Annotated in this window: 20 protein-coding genes and 1 tRNA gene; 20 read left to right on the forward strand and 1 reads right to left on the reverse strand. The window is 39.2% G+C overall.

Features of this window, described 5'->3' with window-relative positions:
- Position 1: 1 nt before the first annotated feature.
- From hisD to AC3WJG_RS16860, 13 genes are all read left to right on the forward strand, one after another.
- Positions 2-1,270 carry a histidinol dehydrogenase gene (gene hisD / locus AC3WJG_RS16800; protein WP_060745840.1) on the forward strand — a complete coding sequence of 423 codons (1,269 nt, stop codon included), beginning with the start codon at positions 2-4 and terminating at the stop codon, positions 1,268-1,270.
- Between the two features lie 75 nt (positions 1,271-1,345).
- Positions 1,346-1,930 carry an imidazoleglycerol-phosphate dehydratase HisB gene (gene hisB / locus AC3WJG_RS16805; protein ID WP_025752581.1) on the forward strand — a complete coding sequence of 195 codons (585 nt, stop codon included), beginning with the start codon at positions 1,346-1,348 and terminating at the stop codon, positions 1,928-1,930.
- Complete coding sequence (hisH, locus tag AC3WJG_RS16810) at positions 1,931-2,578, forward strand: imidazole glycerol phosphate synthase subunit HisH (protein WP_028409649.1); 648 nt, start codon at positions 1,931-1,933, stop codon at positions 2,576-2,578. It abuts the gene before it with no gap.
- Positions 2,565-3,299 (forward strand): 1-(5-phosphoribosyl)-5-[(5-phosphoribosylamino)methylideneamino]imidazole-4-carboxamide isomerase, encoded by a 735-nt coding sequence (gene hisA / locus AC3WJG_RS16815; RefSeq protein ID WP_025752584.1) that lies wholly within the window; start codon positions 2,565-2,567, stop codon positions 3,297-3,299. Before hisH ends, hisA begins: the two co-directional genes overlap by 14 nt.
- Positions 3,299-4,057, forward strand: a complete 759-nt coding sequence (hisF, locus tag AC3WJG_RS16820) for an imidazole glycerol phosphate synthase subunit HisF (protein WP_025752585.1) — start codon at positions 3,299-3,301, stop codon at positions 4,055-4,057. Before hisA ends, hisF begins: the two co-directional genes overlap by 1 nt.
- Positions 4,054-4,677 (forward strand): bifunctional phosphoribosyl-AMP cyclohydrolase/phosphoribosyl-ATP diphosphatase HisIE, encoded by a 624-nt coding sequence (gene hisIE, locus AC3WJG_RS16825; protein ID WP_013059715.1) that lies wholly within the window; start codon positions 4,054-4,056, stop codon positions 4,675-4,677. The genes hisF and hisIE overlap by 4 nt, the downstream gene beginning before the upstream one ends.
- Positions 4,678-4,858: 181 nt before the next feature.
- Positions 4,859-6,361 (forward strand): tetratricopeptide repeat protein, encoded by a 1,503-nt coding sequence (locus AC3WJG_RS16830; protein WP_050688922.1) that lies wholly within the window; start codon positions 4,859-4,861, stop codon positions 6,359-6,361.
- Between the two features lie 111 nt (positions 6,362-6,472).
- Positions 6,473-7,426, forward strand: a complete 954-nt coding sequence (trxB, locus tag AC3WJG_RS16835) for a thioredoxin-disulfide reductase (RefSeq protein WP_025752588.1) — start codon at positions 6,473-6,475, stop codon at positions 7,424-7,426.
- A gap of 303 nt (positions 7,427-7,729) precedes the next feature.
- Complete coding sequence (locus AC3WJG_RS16840; RefSeq protein WP_013059712.1) at positions 7,730-8,188, forward strand: 8-oxo-dGTP diphosphatase; 459 nt, start codon at positions 7,730-7,732, stop codon at positions 8,186-8,188.
- 41 nt (positions 8,189-8,229) lie between these two features.
- Positions 8,230-9,123 carry an RNase adapter RapZ gene (gene rapZ, locus AC3WJG_RS16845; protein WP_013059711.1) on the forward strand — a complete coding sequence of 298 codons (894 nt, stop codon included), beginning with the start codon at positions 8,230-8,232 and terminating at the stop codon, positions 9,121-9,123.
- Positions 9,120-10,106, forward strand: a complete 987-nt coding sequence (locus tag AC3WJG_RS16850) for a gluconeogenesis factor YvcK family protein (RefSeq protein WP_013085391.1) — start codon at positions 9,120-9,122, stop codon at positions 10,104-10,106. The genes rapZ and AC3WJG_RS16850 overlap by 4 nt, the downstream gene beginning before the upstream one ends.
- A gap of 33 nt (positions 10,107-10,139) precedes the next feature.
- Complete coding sequence (whiA, locus tag AC3WJG_RS16855) at positions 10,140-11,084, forward strand: DNA-binding protein WhiA (protein ID WP_013085390.1); 945 nt, start codon at positions 10,140-10,142, stop codon at positions 11,082-11,084.
- A gap of 28 nt (positions 11,085-11,112) precedes the next feature.
- On the forward strand, positions 11,113-11,367 hold the full coding sequence (locus tag AC3WJG_RS16860) for an HPr family phosphocarrier protein (RefSeq protein WP_013059708.1): 255 nt from the start codon (positions 11,113-11,115) through the stop codon (positions 11,365-11,367).
- A gap of 33 nt (positions 11,368-11,400) precedes the next feature.
- On the opposite strand, the gene clpP is transcribed toward AC3WJG_RS16860, so the two are convergent.
- Positions 11,401-11,988 carry an ATP-dependent Clp endopeptidase proteolytic subunit ClpP gene (gene clpP, locus AC3WJG_RS16865; RefSeq protein ID WP_013059707.1) on the reverse strand — a complete coding sequence of 196 codons (588 nt, stop codon included), beginning with the start codon at positions 11,986-11,988 and terminating at the stop codon, positions 11,401-11,403.
- A 220-nt stretch (positions 11,989-12,208) separates the two neighbouring features.
- On the opposite strand from clpP, the gene AC3WJG_RS16870 reads away from it, so the two are divergent.
- The 7 genes from AC3WJG_RS16870 (at position 12,209) to AC3WJG_RS16900 (ending at position 18,723) form a co-directional block, all read left to right on the forward strand.
- A tRNA-Arg gene (locus AC3WJG_RS16870) sits at positions 12,209-12,280 on the forward strand.
- 201 nt (positions 12,281-12,481) lie between these two features.
- Entirely contained in the window at positions 12,482-13,156 is a 675-nt protein-coding gene (locus AC3WJG_RS16875) for a DUF8580 domain-containing lipoprotein (RefSeq protein ID WP_028409646.1), read from the forward strand.
- Positions 13,157-13,442: 286 nt separating this feature from the next.
- On the forward strand, positions 13,443-14,753 hold the full coding sequence (rpoN, locus tag AC3WJG_RS16880) for an RNA polymerase factor sigma-54 (protein WP_028409645.1): 1,311 nt from the start codon (positions 13,443-13,445) through the stop codon (positions 14,751-14,753).
- Between the two features lie 12 nt (positions 14,754-14,765).
- Positions 14,766-15,014 carry a glutaredoxin family protein gene (locus tag AC3WJG_RS16885; protein WP_060745836.1) on the forward strand — a complete coding sequence of 83 codons (249 nt, stop codon included), beginning with the start codon at positions 14,766-14,768 and terminating at the stop codon, positions 15,012-15,014.
- A gap of 133 nt (positions 15,015-15,147) precedes the next feature.
- Entirely contained in the window at positions 15,148-16,176 is a 1,029-nt protein-coding gene (locus AC3WJG_RS16890) for a sugar-binding transcriptional regulator (RefSeq protein WP_013085386.1), read from the forward strand.
- 45 nt (positions 16,177-16,221) lie between these two features.
- Entirely contained in the window at positions 16,222-17,229 is a 1,008-nt protein-coding gene (gene gap, locus AC3WJG_RS16895; protein ID WP_013059702.1) for a type I glyceraldehyde-3-phosphate dehydrogenase, read from the forward strand.
- A gap of 309 nt (positions 17,230-17,538) precedes the next feature.
- A complete protein-coding gene (locus AC3WJG_RS16900; RefSeq protein ID WP_013059701.1) occupies positions 17,539-18,723 on the forward strand; it encodes a phosphoglycerate kinase in 1,185 nt (394 codons plus the stop codon).
- Positions 18,724-18,745: the final 22 nt, after the last annotated feature.

The following is an 18,745-nucleotide window of genomic DNA, read 5'->3' on the forward strand; positions in this document are numbered from 1 at the left end:
ATTGAAAATTACACGTGTAACAGAACAAGTGAGCTTAAAACGTACGATTGATCAAGGGACGAGTGCTCAAAGAGAAATTGTCGTAAATATTTTAAAGCAGGTGCAAGAGCAAAAAGACGAAGCTTTAAAAAGATACACAGCCAAATTTGACGGCGTTGAGCTTTCTTCTTTACTTGTGACGGAACAAGAAAAGAAGCGTGCTTATGAGCTGGTTGATGTAGACATGCTGTCAATCATTCGTGAAGCGGCTGACAACATTCGTGATTACCACGAAAGAATGGTCGAGCAGTCTTGGATGACAACAAAAGAAGACGGCACCATTTTAGGGCAGAAAGTAACGCCTTTAGATGCAGTAGGTGTTTATGTACCGGGAGGCCTTGCGGCGTATCCTTCTTCCGTTTTAATGAATGTCATTCCTGCTCAAGTGGCAGGGGTAAAACGTATTGTGATGGTTTCACCTCCAGGAAAAGACGGCGCGCTGCCTGCTGGAGTAGTGGTAGCAGCGAATGAGCTTGGGGTCGAAGAGATTTATAAAGTAGGTGGAGCTCAAGCGATAGGAGCACTTGCCTATGGAACAGAAACAATTAAACCCGTCGATAAAATTGTAGGTCCTGGTAATATCTTTGTTGCATTAGCGAAAAGAGAAGTATATGGATTAGTAGACATTGACTCAATTGCTGGACCTAGTGAAATTGTCGTACTAGCAGACGAAACGGCTAAGCCGAACGAAGTGGCAGCTGATTTATTATCTCAAGCAGAACATGACAAATTAGCTTCAAGCATTTTAGTAACGCCTTCTATGAAATTAGCCGAAGCTGTTAAAGAAGAAGTGGAAAGACAAGTGGAATCTCTACCTCGGAAAGAAATTGCAAAACCTTCTATTGATAACCATGGTGCTATTTATGTGACAGGGTCATTAGAAGAAGCTGTTGAAGCTGTTAATCAATTAGCTCCTGAACATTTAGAAATTATGACTGAAAGTCCGCTTGAACTTTTAGGTTCCATTCGTCATGCCGGTGCTATTTTTTTAGGAAGATACAGCTCAGAACCTGTTGGCGATTATTTCGCGGGACCAAACCATGTTCTTCCAACCAATGGGACAGCAAAATTCTCAAGTCCTTTATCAGTTGATTCATTTGTGAAGAAGTCTAGTATCATTTCATACAGCCAACAAGCCCTGCAGAAAAATGTCTCGAAGATCGCAGCGTTTGCTCGTTTAGAAGGGCTAGAAGCTCATGCAAGGGCGGTTGAAGAACGCTTTAAAAAATAAGGTGGAGATTAAAAGAAAAGAGTAGAAATGTTCTTTTCTTTATCTATTACATGCACAGTTGAAAGGAGTTTCACAATGAGAGAGTCAAGTATTAAACGTACAACAAACGAAACGGATATTGCATTAGCGATTGGAATCGATGGAGAAGGAAAAGCGAGCATTGATACAGGCGTTCCTTTTTTAAATCATATGCTCGATTTATTTACAAAGCACGGACAGTTTAACCTTGATGTAAAAGCAGATGGGGACACGGAGATTGATGATCACCATACAACGGAAGATATCGGTATTTGCCTTGGTCAAACGTTCAAAGAAGCGCTCGGTGATAAAAAAGGAATTAAACGCTATGGAAATGCTTTTGTACCAATGGATGATGCGTTGGCTCAAGTGGTAGTAGATTTAAGCAATCGTCCTCATTTTGAATTTAAAGGTGACATTCCCGCGTCGCGCGTCGGTACATTTGATACAGAGCTTGTGTATGAATTTTTATGGAAATTTGCATTAGAATCTCGCATGAATGTACATGTAATTGTACACTACGGCAAAAATACACACCACATTATTGAAGCGGTGTTTAAGGCTTTAGCACGTGCTTTGGACGAAGCGACAACGATTGATCCGCGTGTCAAAGGTGTGCCTTCGACGAAAGGGATGTTGTAAATGATTGGAATTATCGACTATGGGATGGGCAACTTATACAGCGTAAGTAAAGCTCTTGAACGATTAAACTATGATTATATTATCTCGGCAGATCCTGCTGAGCTAAGAAAGGCAAAAGGGCTGATTCTTCCTGGAGTTGGAGCATTCAAAGATGCGATGGAACAGCTGAATCAAACAAAGCTGACGGACTTTATTAAAGAAGAAGTAGCAAAAGGAATGCCTTTGCTTGGAATTTGTTTAGGTATGCAGCTTTTATTTGAAGAAAGCGATGAAAACGGCGTAACAAAAGGGCTGGAACTGTTAAAAGGGAGAGTCGAGCGTATTCCCGGCATTACTGCTGAAGGACAGACATATAAAGTTCCGCACATGGGCTGGAACTCTTTAAATTTTCATCAGCCGTCTGCTCTGCTTGATGGAATCAGTGAAGGTCACGTGTACTTTGTTCACTCTTATTACGTAAAAACAAATGACCAAGACGTGCTTTTAGCAACAAGTCCTTATGATGTTGAAGTTCCAGCAGTTGTTGGAAAAGAACACGTATTTGGCACTCAATTCCACCCTGAAAAAAGCAGTGCAATCGGAATGCAAATGCTGCAAAATTATGCAAACTTCGTAGAGAAAAGGAGCCCATCGTATGAGCAAATTTGAAATATATCCAGCCATTGATATGCGCGGAGGAAAGTGCGTCCGTTTGCTTCAAGGAGATTACACAAAAGAAACGGTGTACGGAGATTCTCCGGTAGATATGGCCACACAATTCGCAAGTGAAGGCGCTCAGTGGATTCACATGGTTGATTTAGACGGCGCAAAAGCGGCCAAGCGCGTAAATGATGAATTTGTGCTAGGCGTGAAAAAGAAATTAAATGTACGTGTGCAAATTGGAGGAGGTATTCGCTCAGAAGCTGATGTTGCTTACTATTTAGAAAACGGAATTGACCGCGTTATTTTAGGAAGTGCAGCTATTTCTAATCCTGAATTTGTGAAAAAAATGCTGAAGGAATATGGTGCACGTATTGCTATTGGTATTGATGCACGTGACGGCTATGTTGCGACGGAAGGCTGGGTGGAAACATCTACAATCAAAGCGACAGAACTAGGAAAAGAATTGGCTAATGCTGGTGCGGAAACATTTATTTTCACGGATATTTCTACTGATGGCATGCTGTCTGGTCCTAATGTGGAAGGAATTGTTGAAATGGCTAAGGCTACTGGAAAAGGTGTGATTGCATCAGGGGGAGTTAGTAAACTTGCTGATCTAGATGCACTAAAGAAGTATGAAGCTGACGGCGTTATTGGTGCGATTGTAGGGAAAGCACTTTATACAAATAAGTTTACAGTAGCTGAAGCACTTCAAGAGGTGAAAGCGTAATGATTACAAAACGAATCATTCCTTGTTTAGATGTAAAGGACGGCCGTGTGGTAAAAGGAGTTCAGTTTGTGGAACTTCGAGATGCAGGAGATCCTGTAGAGTTGGCGAAGTTTTACGATGAAGAAGGCGCAGACGAATTAGTCTTTTTGGATATTTCTGCTTCTCATGAAGGACGCAAAACGATGGTACATGTTGTAGAAGAAGTAGCATCTCAGCTAGCGATTCCTTTTACGGTGGGCGGAGGAATTAATGCATTAGAAGATATGAAGAGAATGCTTCGTGCTGGTGCAGACAAAGTGTCATTAAATACAGCGGCCGTACTCAATCCAGCACTCATTACAGAAGGGTCTGACTTTTTTGGAGCTCAGTGTATTGTGGTAGCCATCGATGCTAAGTACGATGAAAGTTTACAATCATGGCGAGTCTATACACACGGAGGCCGCAACGCAACGGACTGGGAAGTAATCGACTGGGCAAGAGAAGCAGTGAAGCGCGGTGCGGGTGAGATCTTGTTAACGAGTATGGATAAAGACGGCGAAAAGTCAGGGTTTGATTTAGCATTAACCAAAGCAGTTAGCCAAGCAGTGAGCGTTCCTGTTATTGCTTCTGGCGGAGCAGGAAATGGTCAAGATTTTGTCGATGCGTTTGAAAAAGGAGAAGCTGACGCGGCTTTGGCGGCTTCGATCTTTCACTATAAAGAAACATCTGTAAAAGAAATTAAAAGCTATGCAAAACAACAAGGAGTGAGCATTCGATGACGATTGAAAACATTAAATTCAACAGTGATGGACTTGTACCGGCTATTGTACAAGATGCTGTGAGCAAAGAAGTTTTAACATTGGCTTATATGAACGAAGAATCACTTCAAAAATCAATTGATACACGTGAAACATGGTTTTACAGCCGTTCTCGACAAGAGTTGTGGCACAAGGGCGCAACCTCGGGAAACACACAAAAGATTGTAAGCATGGCATATGACTGTGATGCTGATTCTCTGGTTGTAAAGGTGGAGCCTCAAGGTCCTGCTTGTCATACGGGGGCTTACAGCTGTTTTAATGAAACAATTCTTGGTGAAAATAAACAAAATGATAATCGGTTTGCTATTATTAATGAGCTAGAAGAAGTAATCGCTAAGCGTGAAGCTGAAATGCCAGAAGGAGCTTATACGACGTACTTGTTTGATAAAGGCGTAGATAAAATCCTCAAAAAAGTAGGAGAAGAAGCTGGTGAAGTCATTATTGCAGCAAAAAATCGTGACCATGATGAGCTGAAGTGGGAAGTTGCAGATTTATTGTACCACGTACTTGTTTTACTTCGTGAGCAAAAGCTGCCTTTAGACGATGTCCTATCAGTATTAAAAGAGCGTCACTCTAGCTAATAGCTACATAGTGAAAAGAGAGAAGGAGTTGTCTCATTTTAGATAAAAGAGGCAAAACCTTCTCTTATTTGCGTCAAGAAACGACTGCTTGCAGGCTCCTTTTTTGAATAGAGGTATTAAACTTCTTGGCAAATGTGATATACTACGAACGTCGAAATTATCAACTTATTTGGAGGGCTTAATGGAAAAACACTCAAAAGTAATTCAAAAAATGGCACAAGTAATTCCATTTTCGCAAACGGGTGACTTCTATTTCGAAAAAGCGCTGCAGGCGTTTGAAGAAGAGGAGTCGGATAAAGCGCTCAAGTATTTAACGCGTGCAAACAAAGAAAATGCCCGTAATCCACAGCTTCTTACAAATGTTGGAGTAGCTTTAACGGAGCGGGGAGATTATCAAGATGCCAACGAGCTTTTTCTCCATGTGATTCATCATATGGACGATACATTAGGAAGCTGTTACTACTATATAGCTAACAGCTATGCGCATCTTGGACTGTTTGAAGAATCAAAAAAATACGCGATGTATTACATTGAGCATTTTCCAAATGGTGACCTCTTTCGATCGGCTACAGATCTGTTAGATTTACTATCAATTGATGTGGATGAAGAAGATGAAGAGCCTAAAAATCAGCTAGGCGACATGCTGATTATAAAACAAGAACAAGCAAAAAGACTGCTTGAAGCAACGAATTTTGAAGAAGCAGTGGATTTGTTAACTGAAATAATTGATGAGTATCCAGAATTCTGGTCTGCATATAATAATTTAGCGTTAGCTTATTTTTATTTAAATAAAATTGATGAGGCAATGGATTTGCTGAATGAAGTATTGGAGAAAAACCCTGGAAATCTTCATGCGTTATGCAATCAGCTGATTTTCTATTATTATTGCCATAAGCATAAAGAAGTTGAGGAGCTTACAGACGGGCTTAGCCGCGTTTATCCAATGTCATTTGAACACCGCTATAAGCTTGGAGCAACATTTGCATTGATTGGTCAATACAAACTATCATACAGATGGTTAAAAAAGCTTTATACACAAGGATTTCAAGGAGACAACTCATTTCATTATTGGCTCTCATATGCTTCTTACTATACCGGGCGTGAAGCGTTCGCTAAAGAAATGTGGAAGCTGGCATTGGAAGACGTTCCTGATAAAGAAGGAGAGGAGCCTTGGCGCATCAGTCAAAAAGCTGCGAAGGTTTTTCAATCGAAAGTGGATATTACAGCGAAAAAGAAATGTGCAACAAAAAATGTTCATGATCAGCTTTACAGCCTGTATATGGCGAAGAAGCTTCCTGAACAACAGCGTCTGCTTCTTTTAGAAGAAATCAAGTCGTCCATACATATGAGTACACTTTTAGATGAAGTATATACGTATGTATGGCAGGATAAACACCATGTGATTTTTGAGGTGGCAGATGTTATTGAACTGGAGATGGAATCGCAGACTGAAAGTGATATCCAGGATCTTTTAAGCTTTTGGTTTTATGTATATGTACAGGTATATAAACAATCCTATGATTTTCAGCATGTGAACGTAAATGCATGGGCCGCAGCCGTCACATATATATGGGCGAAAGAACAAAACCAGTCTATTACTCAAGCCGATGCGGCAAAACAATATTCCATTTCCGCTGCAACAGTGAGAAAGTACAGTAAAATTGTGAATACGTTATTAAATTGAGCAAAAAAATAGACGATAATAGGAAGAACATATTAGGATAGTGGTAACGAAATAATTATCCATAAATTTGGAATCAACTACGAAGGAATTTCCTAAAAGGAGTGTAAAGCGATGACAGAAGAAAAAATTTATGATGTCATTATTATTGGGGCAGGCCCAGCAGGTATGACTGCTGCTGTATATACATCTCGTGCAGATTTATCAACATTAATGATTGAACGCGGAATTCCAGGCGGTCAAATGGCTAATACGGAAGATGTAGAAAACTATCCAGGTTATGATCATATCCTTGGTCCTGACCTTTCTAACAAAATGTTTGAGCATGCAAAAAAATTCGGTGCGGAATATGCGTACGGTGATATTAAAGAAATCATCGACGGAGAAGAATACAAGACAGTTCGTGCAGGCAGCAAAGAATATAAAACACGTTCAGTAATCGTTGCTACTGGTGCTGAATATAAAAAATTAGGTGCGCCAGGAGAAAAAGAACTAGGCGGCCGCGGCGTATCTTATTGTGCTGTATGTGACGGTGCATTCTTTAAAGGTAAAGAGCTAGTCGTTGTAGGCGGTGGAGACTCTGCGGTTGAAGAAGGCGTATATTTAACACGCTTCGCAACAAAAGTAACAATTATTCACCGACGCGATGAGCTTCGTGCGCAAAAAATCCTACAGCAGCGTGCATTTGATAACGAAAAAGTTGATTTTATTTGGAATACAACGGTCAAAGAAGTAAAAGAAAAAGACGGTAAAGTAGGCAGCGTAACGTTAGTAGACACAAAAACAGGTGAAGAGCGCGAGTTTGGTGCGGACGGCGTATTCATTTATGTTGGAATGGTTCCACTAACAAAACCATTCGAAAGCCTAAACATCACGAATAAAGAAGGATATATTGAAACGAACGAGCAAATGGAAACAAAAGTACCAGGTGTGTTCGCAGCTGGAGACGTTCGTGAAAAGGCTCTTCGTCAAATTGTAACAGCTACAGGCGATGGCAGCATTGCTGCTCAAGCGGCTCAGCACTATGTAGAAGAGTTAAAAGAAAAGTTAAAAGCTATTCAGCAATAAGGCTGAAATCAATCTTTTACAAAACGTAATTCGGTTTTAACTGTTCTGTAACACCTGTGAAACATTGATGGGGTACTATATAGATAGTAATTGACCCCCTTTTATAAAATATATATATGTCGGGCATAGGACGTGTTCCTATGCCTCTTTTTTGTGACTATAACAGATTGAATTTACGTATATAACAGCAATGGATTATTTTCAGAAAATTTAGTAATAGTTAGTTCATCTCCGTTGTGAGAGAAGTTTGTTTCGTAGTATAATAAAAGAAAATGTCAGTATACATATGATGAGGTGGAAAACATGCAAAGGGTCACAAATTGTGTATTAATGAAAGATGATAAAGTATTGTTGCTTCAAAAGCCACGACGAAACTGGTGGGTGGCCCCGGGTGGGAAAATGGAGCAAGGAGAATCTGTAAAAGACTCTGTTGTAAGAGAATTTCGTGAAGAAACGGGAATTTATTTGAAAAATCCCACTGTAAAAGGTATCTTTACTTTTACGATGAAAGAAAACGATCAAATTTCATCTGAATGGATGATGTTTACTTTTTTTGCTACAGATTTTGATGGGACAAATGTGCTAGAATCAGAAGAAGGCAAACTCGGTTGGCATAATTTGAGTGAAGTAAGTGAATTGCCGATGGCACCGGGAGATCATCACATTATCGATTATGTAGCAAAAGGGTCGGGTGTTATTTATGGCAACTTTACGTATACAACAGATTTCGAGTTATTATCTTATCGAATTGATCCTTGTTAATGATAAATAGACATGTATGCATAGATTGAGGGGGATGGAAAATGAGTACTGGGTCTGTAAGCGATATTCAATTAGTGATTATTACTGGAATGTCAGGTGCAGGAAAAACAGTAGCAATTCAGAGTTTTGAAGATTTAGGGTTCTTTTGTGTAGATAATTTACCCCCTACATTGCTACCGAAATTTTTAGAACTCATGAAAGAGTCAGGGAATAAAATGAATAAAGTTGCTCTTGTTATGGACTTGCGAGGCAGAGAGTTTTTTGAAAGCTTGTTTGAAGCATTAGATAACATGAGTGAAACAACGTGGGTCACGCCACAAATTTTATTTTTAGATGCAAAAGATTCTGTATTGGTGACGCGCTATAAAGAAACGAGACGTTCACATCCGCTAGCTCCTTCGGGTTTACCTTTAGAAGGAATTGGTATGGAACGTGAGCTTCTTGAGGAGTTAAAGGGAAGAGCTCAGCTTATTTATGAGACGTCAGAGTTAAAACCAAGAGAGCTTAGAGAGAAAATTTTAACTCAGTTTTCGTCGCACGCTTCACAGGTTTTTACTGTTAATGTGATGTCGTTTGGTTTTAAATATGGTGTGCCTATTGACGCTGATTTAGTCTTTGATGTGCGCTTTTTGCCAAACCCTCACTACATTGACCATATGCGTCCTAAAACGGGGCTTGAAGAAGAGGTTTCTTCTTACGTATTAAAATGGACGGAAACTCAAAAGTTCATTGAAAAAGTAGTAGACTTACTTTCGTTTATGCTTCCACAGTACAAGCGAGAAGGTAAAAGCCAGCTGGTCATTGCTATAGGCTGCACAGGCGGACAGCATCGCTCCGTCACACTAGCTGAATATTTAGGTCACCATTTCCAGAATGAATACAAAACTCATATTTCTCATCGTGACATTGAGAGGAGAAAGGAAAATCATAGATGAGCAGTGAACAGCTTCCAAAAGTTGTCGTCATTGGGGGAGGAACGGGTTTACCAGTGCTGTTAAGAGGGTTGAAGGAATACCCTCTTGATCTTACAGCCATTGTAACCGTAGCAGACGACGGGGGAAGTTCTGGCCGATTGCGCGATGAACTTGAAATCCCTGCTCCTGGTGATATTCGAAATGTGCTAGTTGCTTTATCTGATGTAGAGCCACTAGTTGAAGAGCTTTTTCAGCATCGATTTGATACAGGAAATGAGCTTACAGGCCATTCTCTTGGCAATTTGTTGCTTGCAGCTATGACGTCTATTACTGGCGATTTTGTGCATGCTATACGAGAAATGAGCAAAGTACTAAACGTCAGAGGGAAAGTACTTCCAGCAGCTAATCAAAGTGTTGTGCTGCATGCGGAGATGCAAGATGGATCCATCGTAACAGGTGAATCTAAAATTCCAGAAGTTAATAAAAAAATTAATAAAGTATTTTTATCGCCCGCTGATGTGAAACCGCTTGTCGAGACAATAAAAGCGATTCGACGCGCTGATTTAATTGTGTTGGGGCCCGGAAGTCTTTATACAAGTATTTTGCCGAATTTACTGGTGCAGGATATTTGTAACGAGCTTTGTTCGACAAAAGCAAAGAAAGTGTACGTATGCAACGTGATGACGCAGCCGGGTGAGACATTAGGCTTTAAGGCAAGTGATCATATTAAAGCGCTTTACAATCATATGCCGTGTGCATTTTTAGATGCGATTATCGTCAATAATGCACCTATTCCAGCACCTTTGAAAAAGAAATATCAAGTAGAGCAGGCTCAGCCTGTAGAATATGATCGTGAAGTATTGCTAAAGTTAGGGTTAGAAGTGATTGAAGATCAAATTATTCAGTATGACGGCAGCGTAATTAGGCATGATACAAAAAAAGTAGCAAAGCTTGTGTATTCTATGCTGACATCGCTGCAAGGTAAAGCGAATACGGGTGTTTAACACTATTTCCGTATGTAGATTGGAGGTGAAGTTATGTCATTTGCATCAGAAACAAAAAAAGAGTTAACGAATTTAGAAGTCAAAGATTGCTGTGCAAAAGCAGAGCTTTCTGCATTAATTCGAATGAATGGTTCACTTTCTTTTTCAAATAAAAAATTCACGGTTGATGTTCAAACAGAAAACGCAGCAATTGCTCGGCGCATTTATGTCCTGCTTAAGAAAAATTATGATGTGTCAGTAGAACTGCTTGTGCGTAAGAAAATGCGGTTGAAGAAAAACAATGTGTATATTGTTCGATTAGTAGAAAAAACGAGAATGCTTTTGGAAGACTTAAAAATTGTAGAAGAAGGGTTCACGTTTACACATCGTATTTCACCAGAGCTAGTACAAAAAAAATGCTGTAAGCGATCCTACTTAAGAGGCGCATTTTTAGCCGGCGGTTCTATTAATAACCCAGAGACATCATCGTACCATCTTGAAATCTTTTCATTGTATGAAGAGCACAACGAAGCTTTATGCAATTTAATGAACGAATTTCAATTGAATAGTAAAACATTAGAACGGAAAAAAGGCTATATTAACTATTTAAAAGAAGCTGAAAAAATTACGGAGTTTCTAAATATCATTGGAGCCCATAACGCTCTTTTACGGTTTGAGGATGTAAGAATCGTCCGAGATATGCGAAATTCCGTTAATCGCTTAGTTAATTGTGAAACAGCTAACTTAAATAAAACGATCGGAGCGGCTATTCGTCAAGTGGAAAACATTCGTTATATTGATGAAACAGCTGGATTAGACATCTTACCAGAAAAGCTAAGAGAAATTGCTCGTTTACGTGTGGAATACCAAGACGTTACGTTAAAGGAGCTTGGTGAGATGGTATCTGGAGGTCAAATTAGCAAATCGGGCATTAACCATCGGTTGCGTAAAATTGACCAAATAGCAGACAAGCTTCGCGCCGGTCAGCCAGTCACATAAGGGGAATTGCAAGGGGGAGGATTTTATCATGGAAAAACAAGTAGAAGTAAAATTAAAAACGGGATTACAAGCTCGTGTTGCGGCACTGTTTGTGCAAGAAGCAACTCGTTTTACATCTGATGTGTACTTGAAGAAAGATGAGAAAGTAGTCAACGCTAAGAGTATCATGGGGTTAATGAGCTTAGCGATTAATAATGGTTCTCTCATTACGCTCATTGTTGAAGGGGTAGATGAAAAAGAAGCAATGGATGCGTTAGTAGCTTACGTAGAGAACGATGCATAAAAAAGCCTTTCCCGCTGCGGGAAAGGCTTTTTTTTATTTAGGGTCGTTTTCTAATACTTTGTCAATTAGCCCGTATTCTAAAGCGCGTTCAGCAGTCATGAAATTATCACGATCTGTATCACGTTGTAGCACTTCTAACGGTTGACCTGTACGCTCAGCTAAAATTGAATTTAGTTTTTCGCGTAAGAATAGAATACGTTTTGCCGCAATTTCGATTTCAGTAGCTTGTCCTTGAGCACCACCAAGAGGTTGATGAATCATTACTTCGCTGTTTGGAAGAGCAAAACGTTTGCCCTTTTCACCAGCAGCCAGTAAGAAAGCGCCCATTGATGCAGCCATACCGATGCAAATTGTAGAAACTTTTGGCTTAATAAATTGCATCGTATCGTAGATAGCCATTCCAGCTGTAATAGAGCCACCTGGACTGTTGATATAAAGTGAGATATCTTTTTCTGGGTCTTCAGCAGCTAAGAATAGAAGCTGAGAAACGATTGAGTTAGCTACATTATCGTCAATAGCACTACCTAAAATAATAATGCGGTCTTTTAATAAACGTGAATAAATGTCATAAGCACGTTCACCACGGTTTGTTTGTTCAATAACTGTAGGAATTAAGTTCATATTAAATTCCTCCTTAACAAGAATAATTTGTTATGTACCTATAATACACGTATGGTCAATAAAGGTCAAACAAAAGAACCTCTACTACACATATTCGCTTAAAAGACTATGTATTCCTCTTTGACATTATTAAAATTTTTCCCCCTTCTAAAAAAAATAAACGTAGTATTCTATTGAAAAGAGAAGTTTTCTCTCCTATAATGGAAGTTGTGACAAATATGCCCTCGTAGTGTAGTGGATAGCACAAGAGATTCCGGTTCTCTTAGGGTGGGTTCGAATCCTGTCGAGGGCGTCTTAAAACGTTGCGGATTACGCAACGTTTTTTATTTTGAGCAAAAAGGCTCATATTCTCAAAAAATAATATTTATTTTTCTCCTCTAACCCTTTATACGCGCAAAGAAGCAAGAAATTAATTCCATTGTACCGGTTGCAGAATTTGTCAGAATACTATAAAACAGTATATAAGGAAAAGAAACACCGAGGAGGAATAAATATGAAATATGTGAACAAACTTTTCATTGTCAGTGCATCGGTAGCACTATTGCTGTCTGCATGCGGGACGAACGAAGATTCTGCTCAGCCGAAGTCTAATGATCAAGCAGAGAATGTTCAGCAAGATAAGGCTTCTAAATCTGATCAAACATCAGGCGCTGCAAAAGAAGATTCGAAAAAAGATGCGGATTCTTCCGAGGCCTCAGCCAAACCTTCAGGAAGTCAATCATCAACTAGCGAAACAGCGGAAGATGGACAGTCAACGTCTTCTTCAGAAACAAAACTAACAAAAAGCCCAGAACAAGATTATTCTATTCAAGTAATGGACGGCTATAAACTAACGGGTGAAGAACCAGGAAAAGATGCGTTAGTATTAACTTCAGATGATTCTCAATTTATGCGTATTGAAATGCTTTCATCAGAAGCATCGATGGATGACGCTGCTCAATCTGTTAAACAAACGGCAACAGCAGTTAATAAAAATGCAGCAGAGAAAAAGAATCTTGAAGAGAACGGAATCTTCAAAGATTCTGTTTGGTATGAAGCCACATCTGGCGATCATACGGTAAACGCCGTGCTGGTTAAAGGAAAGAAACCGATGAAGCTAACCATCTTCACGAAAAATGACGAAGAAAACTTGGACAAGTTTATGCAAATGGCACAAACCATTCAATAAGCAATTTTTCTATATATTATACACATGCAGAAAATTCGACATGACGAAGAAAACGTCATGTCGGATTATTACTCGGATCATGTGGTTGGTGCGAATTATAATGAAAAGTTATAAAGGTGCATAGCTCTATTACTTTTTTGATGGTTAGTAATTAAAAATAGGATGAACCGCTTCGTTAACAAAGGTTGACGAAGATTTTTTGATGAAAAAATTACATATAAAAAATAGTTACATGCTCTTTGAAAGCGTTTTTATAGTAAAATAGATGAAGGGGAGGGGAGAAATAATGGAGATTGGATTATTTCAGCAGCAGTCGTTAAAGCTGACGATGTCAAAAGAATTATCACAAGCTATTTCTCTTTTACAATATTCATCGATGGATATTGTAGCGTTTTTACATGAGCAGGCGCTTCAAAATCCGCTTATAGATTTTTCAGAGCTGCCCGTCTATACATCTCACAATCAAAAAAATCATGCAACTTCTGATTCAACAGATTATATGAGCAGTATACCAGCTCCTAAAGAAACGCTGTACGAACATTTAATGAATCAATCCGCATTATTAAAGTTAGATGAATGTGAGCAGGCAGCCGTTGAATTTGTTATTAATAGCCTGGATGATGCTGGCTATTTGCACGATGAGTTAATCATACTTGCTAACCAGCTTGGCCAAGATCAGGAGCAGGTTGAAAAGGCCCTCCAGCTTGTGCAGCAGATGGACCCAGCAGGAGTAGGGGCGAGAAGTTTACAAGAGTGCTTAATGCTTCAATTAAAAAGAAGTAATCAATGGACAGAAAAAATAGAGCAAATTTTGACACATCATTTTGAGGAATTTGCGTATAAAAAATGGATGAAAATCTCAAAGTTATGTCAAATCTCACTTGAAGCTCTTCAACAATTACATGAACAGATTAAAAAATTAAATCCTCGTCCTGGATCATTTTATATGAAGTCCAATGAACGATTCATTGTACCGGATTTTATTGTAAAAATTGAAGATGGAAATGTCGTCGCTTATGCAAATGAGGATTTGGAACCACGCCTTTCAGTGAATGAACAATACAAACTTCAGCTGAAAAACAGGCAAAACCAAGAAATGTTTTCTTATTTACAAGAGAAATATCGTGAATTTCAATGGATTATGAAAAGTTTACACACACGCAAAGATACATTAAACGCATTAATGAATACCTTACTTGTTGAACAAGAAGCATTTTTTAAAAAGGGTCCTTCGTATTTGAAACCCTTAACAATGAAGGAAGTAGCGGAACAAACCTCCGTGCATGAATCGACGATTAGCCGTGCTACTCGGCACAAATATATTCAAACGCCTTTTGGCACCTTTTCAATGAAATCTTTTTTCTCAACTAGTATTCAACTGGGCAACAACGAAGCGACTTCTACAACTCACGTAAAAGAACTGCTTAAAAAGCTAGTATCAGAAGAAAACAAACAGCGTCCGCTTTCTGATCAGCAGTTGGCTAACGTCTTGCAAAGCAATTATAACGTTACTATTTCAAGAAGAACGGTAGCCAAATATCGAGATCAATTAAACGTTCTACCATCCAGTCAACGAAAACTTTTTGTCACGCAGTAAAGGAGTGGGAATGTGGAAGTCGTACTGTATACCAAAAATAGCTGTCATTTATGCGATGATGCAAAGAAGCTGCTTGCAGAGCTGCAGTCGGAGTTTCCCTTTCAGCTTATTGAACGAGATATTTATAAAAACGATGAGTGGCTGGAAAAATATCATCTTACGATTCCTGTAGTAGAAATGGACGGAGAAGAAGTGGAATATGGAAAAATAACAGGTATTCCATTAAGAAAACGCTTACTTTTAAAAATAGGCAACACATGAGTTGAATAAAGGATTCACTCCTGTTAGAATAGATTTTGTAGCAGGGTGAATTTTTTTTGCGCAAGGTGGGACATAATATGTCTATACGGGACAAAATGTGTCCAGCGAGTTTATGCCTTAAGGGGATTTTAACATGCGTTCTTTAATAGAAGTACAACGAAAATTATTACCTGAACTTCTCTCAGTTATGCAAAAGCGCTATCAAATCTTGCAATACATACGTTTAATGCAGCCGATTGGCCGCAGAAACTTAGCTGTAAGCCTTGGGCTAACAGAGCGTGTGTTACGAAGCGAAGTAACATTCTTAAAAGAACAAGATTTGATTGACATTTACCCTAGTGGAATGACGCTTACAAATGAGGGAGAGCTCCTTCTGGCTGAATTAGAAGAAGTAATGAAGGAAGTTTCAGGACTTCGGTTATTGGAAACAACATTAAAAGAGGCGTTTTCTTTATCAGAAGTTGTTGTTGTATCTGGAGATAGTGATCAGTCTCCTTGGGTCAAAAATGAAATGGGTCGAGCATCTGTTTCGTGTATCAAGGAGCGCCTTGTTGGTAAAAAAAATACCGTTGCTGTTACAGGTGGTACGACGCTTGCCGCCGTTGCCGAAATGATGACACCTGATTTAAAACACCCTGATGTACTTTTTGTACCTGCTCGCGGAGGGCTAGGTGAAAATGTACAAAACCAAGCAAATACGATTTGTGCTAAGATGGCTGAAAAGTCCATGAGTCACTATCGCTTGCTTCATGTTCCAGATCAGCTTAGTGATGAAGCATACCGATCCATTATCGGTGAACCATCTATTAAAGACATGCTTCATTTAATTAAGTCCGCTGGTATGGTTGTTCACGGAATAGGAGACGCTATGACAATGGCAGAACGCCGTAAAACACCACAAGCAGACTTAGAAAAAGTGAAAAATGGACATGCTGTAGGTGAGGCATTTGGATACTATTTTAATCATCAAGGCGAAGTTGTTCATAAAGTTAAAACAGTTGGCATACAACTCGATGATTTAAAGAACAATAAATGTGTTATTGCTGTTGCAGGAGGTTCATCAAAAGCAAAGGCAATTAAAGCGTTTATGCAACAAGCGCATGATTCGATTCTCATTACAGATGAAGGCGCCGCAAAAGAGTTAGTAAGGGATTTTAATTAATCCCTCATATAAAAAATACTTTTTACATTCAAGGAGGAAATACCCATGGCAGTAAAAATTGGTATTAACGGATTTGGTCGTATCGGCCGTAATGTATTCCGCGCAGCTTTAAAAAATGATAACGTTGAAGTAGTAGCAATCAACGACTTAACAGATGCTAACATGCTTGCTCACCTTTTAAAATATGATTCTGTACACGGAAAATTAGATGCAGAAGTAGTAGTAGATGGTAGCAACTTAGTAGTAAACGGTAAAACAATCGAAATCTCTGCTGAACGTGACCCAGCTCAATTATCTTGGGGCAAACAAGGCGTAGAAATCGTTGTTGAATCTACTGGATTCTTCACAAAACGCGCTGACGCTGCGAAACACTTAGAAGCAGGAGCTAAAAAAGTAATCATCTCTGCTCCAGCATCTGACGAAGATATCACAATCGTAATGGGTGTTAACGAAGACAAATACGATGCGGCTAACCACAACGTAATTTCAAACGCTTCTTGTACAACTAACTGCTTAGCGCCATTTGCTAAAGTGTTAAATGACAAGTTCGGTCTTAAACGCGGAATGATGACAACAGTTCACTCTTACACAAACGACCAACAAATCTTAGACTTACCACACAAAGATTACCGTCGTGCTCGTGCAGCTGCTGAAAACATCATCCCAACTTCAACTGGTGCTGCTAAAGCTGTATCTCTAGTATTACCTGAATTAAAAGGTAAATTAAACGGTGGAGCTATGCGTGTTCCAACTCCAAACGTTTCTTTAGTAGACTTAGTTGCTGAACTTGACAAAGAAGTAACGGTTGAAGATGTAAACAACGCTCTTAAAGAAGCTGCTGAAGGCGATCTTAAAGGCATCCTTGGTTACAGCGAAGAGCCACTAGTATCTGGTGACTACAATGGTAACATCAACTCTTCTACAATCGATGCATTATCTACAATGGTAATGGAAGGTAACATGGTTAAAGTTATCTCTTGGTACGATAACGAGAGCGGATATTCTAACCGTGTAGTAGACCTTGCTCAATACATCGCTGCTAAAGGACTATAAGAATAACTTAAAATTCGCTTCTATTTTATTCAATAAGACAGAAATCGACTAGACTTTCCTTTTTTATTGGATATCTGAAAATAGAACGACTATAATAAGACTTGCTAAGGAAGAGAGGGGCATACCCCCTCTTCCTTGATTTATGTATTGGCTTCTACATGAAAAAGCGTCATAAGCAGCTAACTGGAGTTTCACTTTATATAGAAAGGCGCCAATATATAAAATGAAATCTACGGTGGTTTGTGGATTGATGATTACATAGAAGCCTACTTGCTTAGTACCATAAATACTTAAGGAGGCCTTTTAACGATGAACAAAAAAACGTTGAAAGACATCGATGTAAAAGGAAAGCGAGTATTTTGTCGCGTAGACTTTAACGTACCAATGAAAGACGGAAAAGTAACAGACGAAACTCGTATTCGTGCAGCTATCCCTACTATTCAATATTTAGTAGAACAAGGTGCAAAAGTAATTTTAGCTAGCCATCTTGGACGTCCAAAAGGCGAAGTTGTTGAAGAGTTACGTCTAAATGCTGTTGCAGAACGTTTACAAGCTCTTCTTGGTAAAGACGTTGCAAAAGCTGACGAAGCTTTTGGTGAAGAAGTAAAGAAAACAATCGACGGCATGAGCGAAGGCGATGTTTTAGTACTTGAAAACGTACGTTTTTACCCAGGTGAAGAGAAAAACGATCCTGAATTAGCAAAAGCATTTGCTGAATTAGCAGACGTGTACGTAAACGATGCATTCGGTGCAGCTCACCGTGCGCATGCTTCAACAGAAGGAATTGCACAACATATTCCAGCAGTAGCAGGTTTCTTAATGGAAAAAGAGCTTGATGTGCTTTCAAAAGCATTATCAAACCCAGAACGTCCATTTACTGCAATCGTTGGTGGAGCAAAAGTTAAAGACAAAATCGGTGTAATTGACCACTTGCTTGATAAAGTAGATAACTTAATCATCGGTGGAGGACTTTCTTACACATTTATTAAGGCACTAGGCCATGAAGTAGGTAAATCACTTCTTGAAGAAGACAAGATTGAACTTGCAAAATCTTTCATGGAAAAAGCTAAGAAAAACGGAGTAAACTTCTACATGCCAGTGGACGTGGTAGTAGCAGATGACTTCTCAAATGATGCTAATATTCAAGTTGTATCAATTGAAGATATTCCAAGCGATTGGGAAGGCTTAGACGCAGGACCGAAAACGCGTGAAATCTATGCTGACGTAATCAAAAACTCTAAGTTAGTTATTTGGAATGGACCAATGGGTGTATTTGAATTAGATGCATTTGCTAACGGAACAAAAGCAGTAGCAGAAGCTTTAGCAGAAGCAACTGACACATATTCAGTAATCGGCGGAGGAGACTCTGCAGCAGCTGTTGAAAAATTCAACTTAGCTGATAAAATGAGCCATATTTCTACAGGTGGCGGTGCGTCACTAGAGTTTATGGAAGGTAAAGAACTTCCAGGCGTAGTTGCATTAAACGATAAGTAAGTTTATGTTTCAGTAAGACGGA

Source organism: Priestia sp. FW507-14D1A, assembly GCF_058781295.1.